The sequence below is a fragment of the Lysobacter dokdonensis DS-58 genome, assembly GCF_000770795.1.
Taxonomy (GTDB): Bacteria; Pseudomonadota; Gammaproteobacteria; order Xanthomonadales; family Xanthomonadaceae; genus Noviluteimonas; species Noviluteimonas dokdonensis.
The window spans coordinates 22,950-37,362 of the sequence record NZ_JRKJ01000008.1; the positions used below are offsets into that span (position 1 = coordinate 22,950).

The 14,413-nt window shown below is 66.4% G+C and carries 13 protein-coding genes, 1 tRNA gene and 2 pseudogenes; 14 read left to right on the plus strand and 2 right to left on the minus strand.

The window, feature by feature from the left end; translation table 11 throughout:
• Positions 1–5 precede the first annotated feature (5 nt).
• From LF41_RS07305 to LF41_RS07315, 3 genes are all read left to right on the plus strand, one after another.
• Positions 6–1,517, plus strand: coding sequence for an NADH-quinone oxidoreductase subunit M (locus LF41_RS07305; RefSeq protein ID WP_036168498.1), 1,512 nt, complete (start codon positions 6–8; stop codon positions 1,515–1,517).
• A gap of 13 nt (positions 1,518–1,530) precedes the next feature.
• Positions 1,531–2,970, plus strand: a complete 1,440-nt coding sequence (gene nuoN / locus LF41_RS07310; protein ID WP_036168023.1) for an NADH-quinone oxidoreductase subunit NuoN — start codon at positions 1,531–1,533, stop codon at positions 2,968–2,970.
• Between the two features lie 68 nt (positions 2,971–3,038).
• Positions 3,039–3,115: transfer RNA gene (locus tag LF41_RS07315), tRNA-Met, on the plus strand.
• Between the two features lie 55 nt (positions 3,116–3,170).
• On the opposite strand, the gene LF41_RS07320 is transcribed toward LF41_RS07315, so the two are convergent.
• Together LF41_RS07320 and LF41_RS07325 are read right to left on the minus strand one after the other, a co-directional pair.
• Positions 3,171–3,467 carry a hypothetical protein gene (locus LF41_RS07320; RefSeq protein ID WP_036168026.1) on the minus strand — a complete coding sequence of 99 codons (297 nt, stop codon included), beginning with the start codon at positions 3,465–3,467 and terminating at the stop codon, positions 3,171–3,173.
• 46 nt (positions 3,468–3,513) lie between these two features.
• Positions 3,514–3,753: a hypothetical protein gene (locus LF41_RS07325; protein WP_036168028.1), complete on the minus strand. Its 240-nt coding sequence runs from the start codon at positions 3,751–3,753 to the stop codon at positions 3,514–3,516.
• Between the two features lie 195 nt (positions 3,754–3,948).
• Here LF41_RS07325 and LF41_RS07330 point away from each other — a divergent pair, with 195 nt between their 5' ends.
• From LF41_RS07330 to pnp, 11 genes and pseudogenes are all read left to right on the plus strand, one after another.
• Positions 3,949–4,239 carry a type II toxin-antitoxin system RelE/ParE family toxin gene (locus LF41_RS07330; protein ID WP_036168030.1) on the plus strand — a complete coding sequence of 97 codons (291 nt, stop codon included), beginning with the start codon at positions 3,949–3,951 and terminating at the stop codon, positions 4,237–4,239.
• 18 nt (positions 4,240–4,257) lie between these two features.
• Positions 4,258–4,707 carry an addiction module antidote protein gene (locus LF41_RS16450; RefSeq protein WP_084073447.1) on the plus strand — a complete coding sequence of 150 codons (450 nt, stop codon included), beginning with the start codon at positions 4,258–4,260 and terminating at the stop codon, positions 4,705–4,707.
• A gap of 81 nt (positions 4,708–4,788) precedes the next feature.
• Positions 4,789–5,193: a hypothetical protein gene (locus tag LF41_RS07340; protein ID WP_036168033.1), complete on the plus strand. Its 405-nt coding sequence runs from the start codon at positions 4,789–4,791 to the stop codon at positions 5,191–5,193.
• A 360-nt stretch (positions 5,194–5,553) separates the two neighbouring features.
• Complete coding sequence (rimP, locus tag LF41_RS07345) at positions 5,554–6,096, plus strand: ribosome maturation factor RimP (RefSeq protein ID WP_036168036.1); 543 nt, start codon at positions 5,554–5,556, stop codon at positions 6,094–6,096.
• 54 nt (positions 6,097–6,150) lie between these two features.
• Complete coding sequence (gene nusA / locus LF41_RS07350; protein ID WP_036168038.1) at positions 6,151–7,638, plus strand: transcription termination factor NusA; 1,488 nt, start codon at positions 6,151–6,153, stop codon at positions 7,636–7,638.
• Positions 7,639–7,727: 89 nt separating this feature from the next.
• Positions 7,728–8,276 (plus strand): annotated as a pseudogene (locus LF41_RS17360) (translation initiation factor IF-2 associated domain-containing protein); the annotation flags it as partial.
• Between the two features lie 129 nt (positions 8,277–8,405).
• A pseudogene (gene infB, locus LF41_RS07355) lies at positions 8,406–10,352 on the plus strand (translation initiation factor IF-2); the annotation flags it as partial.
• 18 nt (positions 10,353–10,370) lie between these two features.
• The gene (gene rbfA / locus LF41_RS07360; RefSeq protein ID WP_036168043.1) at positions 10,371–10,733 is read left to right on the plus strand and encodes a 30S ribosome-binding factor RbfA; all 363 of its coding nucleotides are present in this window, start codon (positions 10,371–10,373) and stop codon (positions 10,731–10,733) included.
• A gap of 5 nt (positions 10,734–10,738) precedes the next feature.
• A complete protein-coding gene (gene truB, locus LF41_RS07365; protein WP_152599927.1) occupies positions 10,739–11,710 on the plus strand; it encodes a tRNA pseudouridine(55) synthase TruB in 972 nt (323 codons plus the stop codon).
• 157 nt (positions 11,711–11,867) lie between these two features.
• Entirely contained in the window at positions 11,868–12,128 is a 261-nt protein-coding gene (rpsO, locus tag LF41_RS07370; protein WP_036168046.1) for a 30S ribosomal protein S15, read from the plus strand.
• A 125-nt stretch (positions 12,129–12,253) separates the two neighbouring features.
• Complete coding sequence (gene pnp, locus LF41_RS07375) at positions 12,254–14,362, plus strand: polyribonucleotide nucleotidyltransferase (RefSeq protein ID WP_036168049.1); 2,109 nt, start codon at positions 12,254–12,256, stop codon at positions 14,360–14,362.
• Positions 14,363–14,413: the final 51 nt, after the last annotated feature.

Below are 14,413 nucleotides of genomic sequence, written 5' to 3' on the forward strand. Positions count from 1 at the left end.
AAGACGTGGCGAACGCGCCCCTCCTGAGTCTGTTGATCTGGCTGCCGATCCTCGGCGGCGCGCTCGCGCTGATGCTCGGGCAGCAACGCGCGCAAGCCGCGCGCTGGCTGGCGCTCGGCACCGCGCTGGTGACCCTGGCCTTGTCGATCCCGTTGTTCAGCGGGTTCGACATCGCCAACGCGAACATGCAGTTCGTCGAACAGCATGCGTGGATCCCGGCGTACGACATCCGTTACGCGCTGGGCGCCGACGGCATTTCGGTCGCGCTGATCGGGCTGACCACGCTCACGACGGTGCTGGTGCTGATCGGCGCGTGGGGCTCGATCGACGAACGCGTCAACCAGTACGTCGCCGCGTTCCTGATCCTCGAAGGCCTGATGATCGGCGTGTTCTGCGCGCTGGACGCGATGCTGTTCTACGTGTTCTTCGAAGCGATGCTCATCCCGATGTTCATCATCATCGGCGTGTGGGGCGGACCGCGCCGCGTGTACGCATCGATCAAGTTCTTCCTGTACACCTTCCTCGGGTCGGTGTTCATGCTGGTCGGCATCATCTACCTGTACCTCAAGGGCGGCAGCTGGCAGCTCGCGGACATGGCCGCGCTCCCGCTGACCATGAAGGAACAGACCTGGTTGTTCTTCGCGTTCCTGGCCGCGTTTTCGGTGAAGGTGCCGATGTTCCCGGTGCACACGTGGTTGCCCGACGCGCACGTCGAAGCGCCGACCGGCGGCTCGGTGATCCTGGCCGCGATCATGCTGAAGATCGGCGGATACGGGTTCCTGCGGTTCTCGCTGCCGATCGTGCCGGACGCCGGCCACGAGTTCGCGTGGGTCGTGATCACGCTGTCGCTGATCGCGATCATCTACATCGGACTGGTCGCCCTGGTGCAGGACGACATGAAGAAGCTGATCGCGTATTCGTCGATCTCGCACATGGGCTTCGTCACGCTCGGCACGTTCATCGCCTTCTCGCTGGTGCGTGACACCGGCAACGTCGATGCCGCGCGCCTGGGCCTGCAGGGCGGCATGGTGCAGATGATTTCGCACGGCTTCATTTCCGGTGCGATGTTCTCCTGCGTCGGCGTGCTCTACGACCGCATGCACACCCGCATGATCCGCGACTACGGCGGCGTGGCGAACACGATGCCGTGGTTCGCGATGTTCATGGTCTTGTTCGCCATGGCCAACTCCGGCCTGCCGGGCACGTCGGGCTTCATCGGCGAGTTCATGGTCATCCTCGCCAGCTTCCAGCAGCATCCGCTGCTCGCGTTCGGCGCGGCGACAACGCTGATCGTCGGCGCGGCGTACACGCTGTGGCTGGTCAAGCGCGTGATCTTCGGCGAGGTCGCCAATGCGCACGTCGCCGAACTGGAAGACATCAACATGCGCGAGTGGATCGTGCTGGGCGTGTTCGCCATCGGCGTGTTGGCGCTCGGCATCTACCCGAAGCCGCTGACCGACCTCATGGAACCCTCCATCGCACAGCTCGCGAGCCAGCTCGCGGCCAGCAAGCTTTGATTCGAGAAACTGCATGAACCCGACGATGCCCACCGCCGCCGAACTGCTGCCGCTGCTGCCCGAGCTTGTGCTGGTCGGCGCGGCCTTCGCGCTGCTGATGCTCGACCTGTTCCTCGACGACCGCCGCCGCTGGATCACGCACGTGCTCAGCATCCTGGTGCTGGCCGTCGTGGCCGGCATGATCGGCTTCGGCACGGGCGGGCAGGGCACGGTCCTCAACGGGATGTTCATCCGCGACATCGCGGCGGACGTCATGAAGTTCTTCACCTGCATCGTGTCGGCGTTGTCGCTGGTCTACATCTGGCCGTTCCTGCGCGAGCGCGGGCTCTATAAAGGCGAGGTGGCGATCCTCGTGTTGTTCGCCACGGCCGGCATGATGCTGATGGTGTCCGCGGGCAGCCTGGTGATGGTGTACCTCGGCCTCGAGATGCTCGCGCTGTGCCAGTACGCGCTGGTGGCGATCGACCGCGACAGCCCGCTCGCATCCGAAGCGGCGATGAAGTACTTCATCCTCGGTTCGCTGGCCTCGGGCATGTTGCTTTACGGCCTGTCGCTGACCTACGGCGCGACCGGCACGCTCGACCTGGTCGGCATCCGCGACGCGATGGGCTCGGCATCGCCCGGTTTGTTGCTCACGGGCCTGGTGTTCATCGTCGCGGGCATCGCCTTCAAGTTCGGCGCGGCCCCGTTCCACATGTGGTTGCCCGACGTCTATCACGGCGCCCCGACGCCGATCACGTTGTTCATCGGTTCTGCGCCGAAGATCGCCGCGTTCGGCATGGCGTATCGCCTGCTCGAGCTCGGCGCGGGTCCGCTGGATACGCAGTGGCGTTTGCTGATCGCCGGGCTGGCGGTCGCATCGCTGGTGCTGGGCAACCTGATCGCGCTGGCGCAGAACAACCTCAAGCGCATGCTCGCGTATTCCACGATCTCGCACGTCGGGTTCCTGTTCCTCGGCCTCGCCGGCGGCGGGCCGCAGGGCTTCGCCTCCGCGATGTTCTACGCCATCACCTATGCGCTGATGTCGGTGGCGGCGTTCGGTGCGATCGTCGTGCTCTCGCGCAAGGGCTTCGAAGCCGACGAGATCGACGACTTCAAGGGGCTCAACGTGCGCAACCCGTGGATGGCCGGGCTTGTGCTGTGCGTGATGGCTTCGCTTGCGGGCGTGCCGCCGTTCCTCGGTTTCTGGTCGAAGCTCGCCGTGCTGCGCGCCGCGCTCCAGGGCGACATGTTGTGGCTGGCGATCGTCGGCATCGTGTTCGCCGTGGTCGGCGCGTTCTACTACCTGCGCGTGATCAAGGTGATGTACTTCGACCAGCCGGTGGGCGAGGGCATGCGCGAACGCGACGACCGCCCGCTGCGCGTGGCATTCGGCGCCAACGCGTTGCTGCTGCTGGTCCTCGGCATCTTCTGGAACCCCTTGATGGCCTGGTGTTTGGCCGCGTTCCGCTGAACCGATACGAAAGTCTTCAATGCGCGGGTTGCATTCCCCGCGCGGCTTCACCATAATGCGCGGCCTGCTGCGGGGTGGAGCAGTCTGGCAGCTCGTCGGGCTCATAACCCGAAGGTCGCAGGTTCAAATCCTGCCCCCGCTACCAAACAACGACGGCGATCCGGAAACGGGTCGCCGTTTTTGTTTCGGCGTCCGTTCGATCAAGCGCCCATGGCGTGCTGGAGCGCGAGCAACAGCACCAGATACGCGCCGCCGACCACGACGCCCACGCCGATGCGTGCGTACGCGGGAATCGCGTCGACGCCGCTTTTCGCCCAGAGCCATGCCGAACCGATTTCGGTAAGCACGTAGATCGGCGGACCGAACAGGACGAGTGCGATCCATCCGGCGCCCGTCTCCGGCCAGCGCGGCCAGACTTCCAACGCGACGATGGTCGCGACGACCAACCACGCGAACGCGACTCCGAGCACGATCGAGAGCGTGCGGTTCTTCGGCATGGTTCCCCTTGCCGGCACGATGCCGGCAGGGCACTTTTACCAGAACTCAGCCGACGCGCGTGGTGTCCAGCAACATGCGCGCCTGCTTGCATGCGCGCTGGCTGCGTTCGTCCCACCAGCCTTTCCCGATCGCGGTTTTCGAATCGGCCAGCGGTTCGCTCTCGTCGAGGATCCACGCTTCGGCGATGAGCGGCCATGCATCGCGCCACGTGTAGTCGGGGAGGGCGCGCGCCGCGCGCCGGCCGGTTTCGACGGCGTGTGCGTATTTGGGTTCCATGCGGCCCATGTGCGAATTCAAGCGCGTGCGCGGAAAGCATGGCGTGAAGAAATCGCTGTGCGGTCTCAAGACGCATCGCGCGCGCGGTTTCCGAACCAGTTCCCGGTGTGCAATTCAGGCGATCGCCACCATGCGTGCACGTTTCGCGTCGCCGGAGCATGTGTCTCCGATAGTTGACGCGATGTCTTCTACGGGATACAGTGCATGTACGAAGTCCGCACCACTGCGCAATTCGATTCGTGGGTTGCGTCGCTGGGCGACATCAATGCGCAAGCGCGTGTTTTCGCCCGGTTGTCCAACATGGCGAAGGGCAATTTCGGCGATTGGAAATCCGTGGGTGGTCGCGTCCTGGAATCGCGCATTCATTACGGTGCCGGATATCGGCTGTATTTCATGCGCGACGGCAGCTCGGTCGTGTTGCTGCTTTCCGGCGGAGACAAATCATCGCAATCACGCGACATCCTGCGGGCGCAGGTGCTCGCTGCCGCGTACTGACGCATCGGGAGGATGCCAATGACCAGCAACAGCCTCAAGCTCCAAACAACGCCCTTCGACGTCGTTCGCCATCTCGCCAGCGACGGCATGATGGCCAGCTATCTCACCGCCTGTTACGAAGAAGGCGGCACCGCGCTCTTCCTCAAGGCCATCGGAGAAGTCGCCCGCGCGCGCGGCATGAGCGAAGTCGCCAACAACACCGGCCTGACGCGGGCCAGCCTGTACAAGGCGCTTGCCGAAGACGGCAACCCCGCATTCGACACACTCGTGCGCGTACTCGACACGCTCGGCTTCCGCATGCGCATCGAGCCCATCACGCCTGATGCGCCGGTCGTACGAGACATGCACGCCGCACCCGGCCGCGTGCGCGTGATGGAACAACGCACTGAATACAACCTGCGCCCCGCGGCAAAAACACCCGCCAAAGCAAGGAAAGCGACGAAGAAGGCCGCGGCGAAGAAACGCTGAGGGAGTGCCATCGTCCGCATGGGGACCGCGCTGCCCTTCGGGACGATGCCCTTTGCCCGCAGCACCCGATACACCTGCGGCATGCGCATCGATCCTCCTGAATCCACCATCCCCGCGTACGCCTTCGGCGGCGCGCGTCCGTTCGGTTTCCATGCGCCGGCCTGGGCGGAGTTCGTCGTCTCCGATCACGACGGCATGGTGTGGGCGTTCCAGCATTGCCCGCTCGCGGATGCCGCGACGCGCTCCTGGACCGCCGGCGCCATTACCGGCCGTTACGCATTGCTGGGCTCGTGCAGGCAGGAGATCCCGAACTGGCGGGACGTGATCCTCCATCGCCACGGCGGGTTGTGGCGCTCGCTGCATGCCGAGCAGGAGGATGAACGCGAGGCGGATTTCCGCAGTGCGACATCCGGCACCCTGTGGGCCATCGCGATGCTCGCCATGGTGGTCATGACCGTGCTCGCGGTGGAATCCACCTTCTTCTGAGCCGTTCGCAGGGCTGAACCGCCGCGCCCGCCCTTGGCCGGCGGCCGCTTGCGCTTGCTTGCCACCCCCGGCGTTCAGGCCTACACTGTGCGGCGTTACAGCGATGGGCCGTCCCCATCGCACCAGCGTCTCCGCTGGCGATCAAGGGCTCCTCGGAGCCTTTTTTCTTTCAGGGAGGCCGCCGGGCTCGCTGGCCGCACCCTCGCATCGCGATGGGCGCGCAGCGCCGACATCCGGCGGGAACCGCATCCTCGATGCGCCGTTCCCGCTGCTGACAAGGGGCCCGACGGGCCCCTTGTTGTTTTCCGGCTCCCGCCGGACCGAACAGGCGATTGCATTGCCGCAAGGATGGCCGCACCTATGACCGACAAGGCGAACGAAATCTCGGCGCTGCTCGCCCCGACCGTCACGTCGATGGGCCTGGAGCTGCTGGGTGCGGAATACCTGCCTTCGCCGGGCGGTGCGGTGTTGCGTCTGTACATCGATGTGCCGCAGGCCGAAGCCGAGCAGCGCAACGTCGGGATCGAGGATTGCGAAGCGGTGAGCCGCGAGGTCTCCGCGCAGCTTGACGTCGAAGACCCGATCAGCGGCAACTACACGCTGGAAGTGTCGTCGCCGGGCGTGGACCGCCCGTTGTTCGCGCCGTCGCATTTCGAGCGCTTCCTCGGCCAGTCGGCCAAGGTCGGACTGAAGCTCCCGCAGGACGGTCGCCGTCGCCTGCAGGGCCGCATCGACAAGATCCAGGGCGACACGATCACCTTCGACATCGACGGCCAGCCGTTCGAAGTCGCGTTCGACAACATCGACAAGGCCAAGCTCGTCCCCGATTGGGTCGCGCTCGGCATGGCGCCGAAGCCGCCGCCCGGGAAGGGCCCGGCGAAGAAGCCCGCGAAAAAGAAGTAAGCCGCGCCACGCGCGACCCCACATTCAACATTTGACGCATAGAGACACACCACCATGTCGAAAGAACTCCTGCTTGTCGTCGACGCCGTCGCCAACGAAAAGGGCGTGCCGGAATCGGTGATCTTCGAGGCCATCGAGGCTGCGCTCGCGTCCGCCGCGAAGAAGCGCTACCCCGACCAGGACGTGCTCGTGCGCGTGCAGATCGACCCGAAGGACGGCAACTACGAAACCTACCGCCGCTGGGAAGTGGTGGCCGACGACGTGGTGATGGAATCCCCGGATCGCCAGATCCGCCTGATGGACGCGGTCGACGAAAGCGACGGCGCCGAAGTGGGCGACTACATCGAAGAACAGATCGAAAATCCGGATTTCGGCCGCATCGCCGCGCAGGCCGCCAAGCAGGTGATCGTGCAGCGCGTCCGCGAAGCCGAGCGCGCGCAGGTCGTCGATGCTTGGAAGGATCGCGTCGGCGAACTCGTCACGGGCATCGTCAAGCGCGCCGAGCGCGGCAACATCTACGTCGACCTCGGCGGCAATGCCGAAGCCTTCATCCCGAAGGACAAGGGCATCCCGCGCGACGTGCTGCGCGCCGGCGACCGCGTGCGCGGCTACCTCTACGACGTGCGCACCGAGCCGCGCGGCCCGCAGCTGTTCATCAGCCGCGCCGCGCCGGAATTCATGATCGAGCTGTTCAAGCTCGAAGTGCCGGAAGTCGGCCAGGGCCTCGTCGAAATCAAGGCCTGCGCCCGCGACCCGGGCGACCGCGCCAAGATCGCCGTGCTCGCGCACGACCACCGCACCGATCCGATCGGCGCGTGCATCGGCATGCGCGGTTCGCGCGTGCAGGCCGTGTCCAACGAGCTCAACGGCGAGCGCGTCGACATCATCCTGTGGAGCGACAACAGCGCGCAGTTCGTCATCAACGCGATGGCGCCGGCCGAAGTGCAGTCGATCATCGTCGATGAAGAAAAGCATTCGATGGACCTCGCGGTCGCCGAAGACCGCCTCGCGCAGGCCATCGGCAAGGGCGGCCAGAACGTGCGCCTCGCCAGCCGCCTGACGGGCTGGCAGCTCAACGTCATGACGGCCGACCAGGTGCAGGCCAAGAGCGAAGCCGAGCAGGCCAACGCGCGCCAGCTGTTCATGGACAAGCTGGAAGTCGACGAAGAAATCGCCGGCATCCTCGTGTCCGAAGGCTTCACCACGGTCGAGGAAATCGCGTACGTGCCGGTCGGCGAGCTGCTGGCGGTGGAAGGCTTCGACGAGGACATCGTCGAGGAACTCCGCGCCCGTGCCCGCGACGCGCTGCTCAACGATGCACTCGCGGTCGAAGAAGAGCTCGACGAACACCAGCCGGCGCAGGATCTGCTCTCGCTGGCGGGCATGGACGAGGCCACGGCCTACGTGCTCGCTTCGCGCGGCATCCGCACGCGCGACGACCTGGCCGACATGGCGGTCGACGAGATCACCGACATCGAGGACATGGACGCCGAGCGCGCCGCCGCCCTGATCATGGAAGCGCGCAAGCACTGGTTCGAATGACGGCGCCGGGCCCTTGCGGGCCTACGCGCTAGAATCGCCCCCTTTCCAGCCCGGGGCACCCAATCCCCCGGGCCACCAACGGACACCGAATGTCGCAGCAAACCACCATCCGCAAGCTGGCCGAACTGGTGAACACGCCGGTCGAGAAACTGCTGGAGCAACTGTCCGAGGCGGGCATGAGCTTCAGCGGTCCGGACCAGGTCGTGACCAGCACCGAGAAGATGAAGCTCCTCGGCTTCCTCCGGCGCACGCACGGCAAGGGTGATGCCCCGGCCGAGGAAGGCGAGGCGTCGAAGAAGATCACGCTCAACCGCCGCAAGGTGCAGGAAGTGACGGTCGCCTCCGGCCGCACCAAGAGCACCGTGGCCGTCGAGGTCCGTCAGAAGCGCACGTACACCAAGCCGCCCGAAGGCGCGGCGGTGGACAGCTCGCCCGCGGCGCAGGCCGCGATCGCGCAGGCTGATCCGGAGCGCGCGGAGATCCTGCGCAAGCTCGAGGAATCCCGCCAGCGCAACCTGAGCGAGCAACAGCGCCTCGCGGAAACCGACGCCAAGCGCAAGGCCGAGCTCGATGAGCGCCGCCGCCTGGAAGAGGAAGCCGCCGAGCGCGAACGCCAGGCTGCCGCCGCAGCCGCGGCCGCCGCCGCGGAAGCCGTCGTCGCCGAGGAATCCGCCAAGCCGAAGGCCGGCCACCATGGCCACCCGAAGCCTGCCGCCCCGCGCGTGGACGCCAAGTCCGACGCCCACAAGGGCAAGGGCGCTGCGCCGAACCGCGGTTCGCACGCGATGGTCACGTCGATCGAAGACGACGACAACGCCGCGCGTTTCGCCGGCCAGCTGCACCTGAGCGCGCAGGAACGTGCGCGTCGCGGTGCCTCGCGCGGCCGCCCGAAGCAGCGCCGTTCGCTCGACCAGTCGCGCACCGGCACGGGCTTCACCCGTCCGACCGCGCCGATCGTGCGCGAGATCTCCATCGGCGACGCCATCACCGTGGGCGACCTGGCCCAGAAGCTCGCGCTCAAGGGCGGCGAGGTGGTGAAGCAGCTGTTCAAGATGGGCGTCATGGCCACGATCACGCAGACGATCGACCACGACACCGCGGTGCTCGTCACCGAGGAACTCGGCCACCGGGCCGTGCACGCCGATGCCGGCGACGTGGAAGACGTGCTGCTCGCGCACACCGAGGACCAGCAGGGCGAACGCCAGACGCGCCCGCCGGTCGTCACGATCATGGGCCACGTCGACCACGGCAAGACCTCGCTGCTCGACTACATCCGCCGCACCAAGGTGGCCGCGGGCGAAGCCGGTGGCATCACGCAGCACATCGGCGCGTACCACGTCGAAACCGACCGCGGCACGATCAGCTTCCTCGACACCCCGGGCCACGCAGCATTCACGCAGATGCGCGCGCGCGGCGCCAAGCTCACGGACATCGTGGTGCTGGTGGTCGCGGCCGACGACGGCGTCATGCCGCAGACGATCGAAGCGGTGCAGCACGCCAAGGCGGCGAGCGTCCCGCTGATCGTCGCGGTGAACAAGATCGACAAGCCGGGCGCCGATCCGCTGCGCATCAAGAACGACCTGCTCGCGCAGGGCATCGTCGCCGAAGAGTTCGGTGGCGACACGCAGATGGTCGAGCTCTCCGCCAAGACCGGCGCGGGCGTCGACAACCTGCTCGACGCGATCTCGCTCCAGGCCGAAGTGCTCGAACTGAAGGCCGTGTACGAAGGCCGCGCCAGCGGCACCGTCATCGAGTCCTCGCTCGACAAGGGCCGTGGCCCGGTCGCGACGGTGCTCGTGCAGCAGGGCACGCTGCGCAAGGGCGACTACCTGGTGTGCGGCATCCAGTACGGCCGCGTGCGCGCGCTGTTCGACGAAACGGGCAAGCAGGTGCCGGAAGCGGCGCCGTCCATCCCGGTGCAGGTGCTCGGCCTGTCGGGCGTGCCCGATGCCGGCGACGACTTCACGGTGGTCGAAGACGAACGCCTCGCCAAGGACGTCGCGCAGCAGCGCGACGCCAAGCGCCGCGAATCGCGCCTCGTCAGCCAGGCGGGCAACCGCATGGAAGACATCATGGCGCAGATGGGCGAGGGCGCCGCGCAGCAGACGCTCAACCTGCTGGTCAAGGCCGACGTGCAGGGTTCGGTGCAGGCCCTGCGCGAAGCGCTCACCGGTTTGTCGAACACGCAGATCCGCATCAACGTGATCGGCGGCGGCGTGGGCGGCATCACCGAATCCGACGCCACGCTGGCGGCCACGTCGAAGGCGACGGTCATCGGCTTCAACGTCCGCGCCGATGCCTCGGCGCGCAAGGTGATCGAATCCAACGGCGTCGACCTGCGCTACTTCTCGATCATCTACGACGTCATCGACCAGGTGAAGCAGATCGCCTCGGGCGTGCTCGGCAAGGAGATCCGCGAAGAGATCATCGGCATCGCGGAAGTCCGCGACGTGTTCCGCAGCTCGAAGTTCGGCGCGGTCGCCGGCTGCATGGTCGTCGAGGGCGTGGTCAAGCGCACCAAGCCGATCCGCGTGCTGCGCGACAACACCGTGGTCTTCGAAGGCGAACTGGAATCGCTGCGCCGCTTCAAGGAAAACGTCGACGAAGTGCGCAACGGCACGGAGTGCGGCATCGGCGTCAAGGCGTACAACGACGTCAAGGCCGGCGACCAGATCGAATGCTTCGAGCGCATCGAGGTGCAGCGCACGCTGTAAGGCGTGCGTTGAATCGCAATGGCGCAGAAAAGCTTCCATCGCACCGACCGCGTCGCCGCCCAGCTCCGCCGCGAGCTGGGCACGCTGGTCCACATGGCCGTGCGCGAGCATGGCCTGGGGTCCACCAGCGTTTCCGACGTCGAAGTCACGCGCGACATGGCGCACGCCAAGGTGTTCGTCACCGTCCTGCAGCCGGAGAAGGCCAGGGAAACGGTGAAGGCGCTGAAGGAGATCGCGCCGGAGATCCGCTTCCAGCTCGCGCGCGCGATGAAGCTGCGCCACGTGCCGGAACTGCATTTCCACTACGACGATTCGGTCGACAAGGGCGAGCGCATCGACCAGTTGCTGCGCGACAACCCCATCGCGGGCGACGAGGCCTGAGCCGCTTGAAGCAGCAGGGGCCGAAGCGAAACTTTCGCAAGCTCGACGGAATCCTTTTGCTCGACAAGCCGCGGGGCCTGAGTTCCAACCAGGCCCTGCAGCGTGCCAGGCACCTGTTCCGCGCGGACAAGGCCGGTCACACCGGCAGCCTGGATCCACTCGCCACCGGCCTGCTGCCGGTGTGCTTCGGTGAAGCCACCAAGATCGCCGGCGGCCTGCTCGGGGCGCGCAAGGCGTACGAAACGGTCGCGCACCTGGGCATCACCACCGACACCGACGACGCCGAAGGCCAGCCTTTGCTGGAACGGCCGGTGCCGCACCTGACCATCGGCCGCATCGATGCCGCCCTGCGCACCCTCACCGGCGCGCAGATGCAGCGCCCGCCGATCTACTCGGCGCTCAAGCGCGGGGGCGAGCCGCTGTACGCGCGCGCGCGCCGCGGGGAGATCGTCGAAGTCGAGCCGCGGCCGGTCGATGTCCACGCATTCGACCTGATCTCCGCCGCCGACCTCCTGCACGGCGACAAGCCGCTGCTGCGCCTGAACGTCGAATGCGGCTCGGGCACCTACGTGCGCAGCCTCGTGCGCGACCTGGGCGAAGCGCTCGGTTGCGGCGCCCACGTGGCGGAACTGCGGCGGCTGTGGGTGGATCCGTTCCGCGATCCGCGCATGTGGACGCTGGAAGCCCTGCAGGAACTGGCCGAACGTGGCGAGCGCATGCTCGACGCCTGCCTGCTGCCCATCGAAACCGGCATGGCCGCATGGCCCGCGCTGCGCGTGAGCCATGCGCAGGCCCAGCGGCTGGCGCAGGGGCAGAGCGTTGCCGGCGCCGGTTCGACGGCCGGCGAGGTCGCGCTGTACGACGAAGCGGGCCGCGCGCTGGGGCTCGGCGAAGTCGACAGTGAGGGCCGCCTGCGCCCGCAACGCCTCTTCACCTGGGCCGCCGCGCTCGGCCAACCGCAAGGCCGCACCGCCTAAACCCTTGTCCCGCAAGGCCTGCGCGGCTTACAATCCCGCGGCTTTTCGTTCCAACCGCAACATCCACGCAGTCCCCTCAACAGGCGGGCACGCGGTGCGCACCGGTCGCGACATTCCGGGCGTTCCTGCAGGCCGCGCATCCAGGAGTTAGCACGCAATGTCCATCGATTCCGCGAAAGTCATTTCCGAACACAAGCGCGGCGACAACGACACCGGTTCGCCGGAAGTCCAGGTCGCCCTGCTCACGGCCCGCATCGAGCAGCTGACGGGTCACTTCAAGACGCACAAGCAGGACCACCACAGCCGTCGTGGCCTGCTGATGATGGTCAACCGTCGTCGCAGCCTCCTCGACTACCTCAAGCGCAAGGACATCGAGCGCTACAAGAGCCTGATCGAGAAGCTCGGCCTGCGCCGATAAGAGACACCCGGACCGCGGCGCAGCGATGCGCCGCGGTTTCGTTTTTGGGCGCCGCCAATGGCGCCAGCCGCGGCCGACAAGGGTCGGTCGAGGTCCATCCGCAAGCAACACACAGGAATACACCCGTGGCGAAAATCACCAAGACCTTCCAGTACGGCAAGCACGAGGTCACCCTCGAAACCGGCGAGATCGCACGCCAGGCCTCCGGCGCCGTCGTCGTCAAGATCGATGGCACCGTACTGCTGGTCACCGCCGTCGCCGCCAAGTCGGCGCGCGAGGGGCAGGATTTCTTCCCGCTCACCGTCGACTACCAGGAAAAGTTCTACGCAGGCGGCCGCATCCCCGGCGGCTTCTTCAAGCGCGAAGGCCGCCAGACGGAAAAGGAAACGCTGATCTCGCGTCTCATCGACCGTCCGATCCGCCCGCTGTTCCCCGAGGAATACAAGAACGAAGTCCAGATCATCGCGACCGTGATGTCGCTGAATCCGGAAGTCGACGGTGACATCCCGGCGCTCATCGGCGCCTCGGCTGCGCTGTCGCTGGGCGGCACGCCGTTCCAGGGTCCGATCGGCGCGGCCAAGGTCGGTTACAAGAACGGCCAGTACATCCTCAACCCGTCGACCAGCGAGCTCGTCGATTCGGAACTCGAACTCGTCGTCGCCGGTACGTCCAACGCCGTGCTGATGGTGGAGTCCGAAGCGAAGGAACTGTCCGAAGACGTGATGCTCGGTGCGGTGATGTTCGGCCATCGCGAAATGCAGAAGGTCATCAACGCGATCAACGAGCTCACCGTCGAAGCGGGCACCAAGCCCTCGACGTGGTCGGCCCCGGCCAAGAACGCCGCGCTGATCTCCGCGATCCAGGAAGCGTGCGGCACGCAGCTCTCGCAGGCCTACCAGATCCGCAACAAGGGCGAACGCCGCGACGCGATCTCCGCGATCAAGAAGGACACCTGGTCGACGCTGACCGGCCGCGCGGAATCCGAAGGCTGGCTGCCGGCCGATTTCGGCAAGGAATTCGGCGAGCTCGAATACAACACCATGCGCAACTCGGTGCTGTCGACGAAGGTCCGCATCGACGGCCGCGCGCTCGACACGGTGCGCCCGATCAACTCGCAGGTCGGCATCCTGCCGCGCACGCACGGCTCGTCGCTGTTCACCCGCGGCGAAACGCAGGCGATCGTGGTGGCCACGCTCGGCACCGCGCGCGATGGCCAGATCATCGACGCCGTCGCCGGCGAGTACAAGGAACACTTCCTGTTCCACTACAACTTCCCGCCGTACTCCGTCGGTGAAGCCGGCCGCATGATGGGCCCGAAGCGTCGCGAAATCGGCCACGGCCGCCTCGCCAAGCGCGGCGTGCTCGCCGTGATGCCGACGATGGAAGAATTCCCGTACACCATCCGCATCGTGTCGGAAATCACCGAATCCAACGGCTCCTCGTCGATGGCCTCGGTCTGCGGTTCGTCGCTCGCGCTGATGGACGCCGGCGTGCCGGTGAAGGCGCCGGTCGCGGGCATCGCGATGGGCCTGGTGAAGGAAGGCGAGCAGTACGTCGTCCTGTCCGACATCCTCGGTGACGAAGACCACCTCGGCGACATGGACTTCAAGGTGGCCGGTACGCGCAACGGCGTGTCGGCGCTGCAGATGGACATCAAGATCCAGGGCATCACCGAAGAAATCATGAAGGTCGCGCTGGCGCAGGCGAAGGCCGGCCGCCTGCACATCCTCGACGAGATGAACAAGGCGATCACCACGCCGCGCGGCGAGCTGTCCGAGTTCGCGCCGCGTCTGCTCACGATGAAGATCCATCCGGACAAGATCCGCGAAGTCATCGGCAAGGGCGGTTCGACGATCCAGGCGATCACGAAGGAAACCGGCACGCAGATCGACATCCAGGACGACGGCACGATCGTCATCGCGTCGGTCAACGCCGCCGCGGCGCAGGCCGCCAAGGCGCGCATCGAGCAGATCACCAGCGACGTCGAGCCGGGCCGCATCTACGAAGGCAAGGTCGTCAAGCTGATGGACTTCGGTGCGTTCGTGACGATCCTCCCGGGCAAGGACGGTCTCGTGCACGTCTCGCAGATCTCCAACGAGCGCGTCGAGAAGGTCAGCGACAAGCTCAAGGAAGGCGACGTGGTGAAGGTCAAGGTCCTCGAAGTCGACAAGCAGGGCCGCATCCGCCTGTCGATGAAGGCCGTCGAAGAAGGCGAGGGCGTCACGGCCGAGTAATCGCCGCGCGCAATCGTTCGATACGAAAAAGCGGACCTTCGGGTCCGCTTT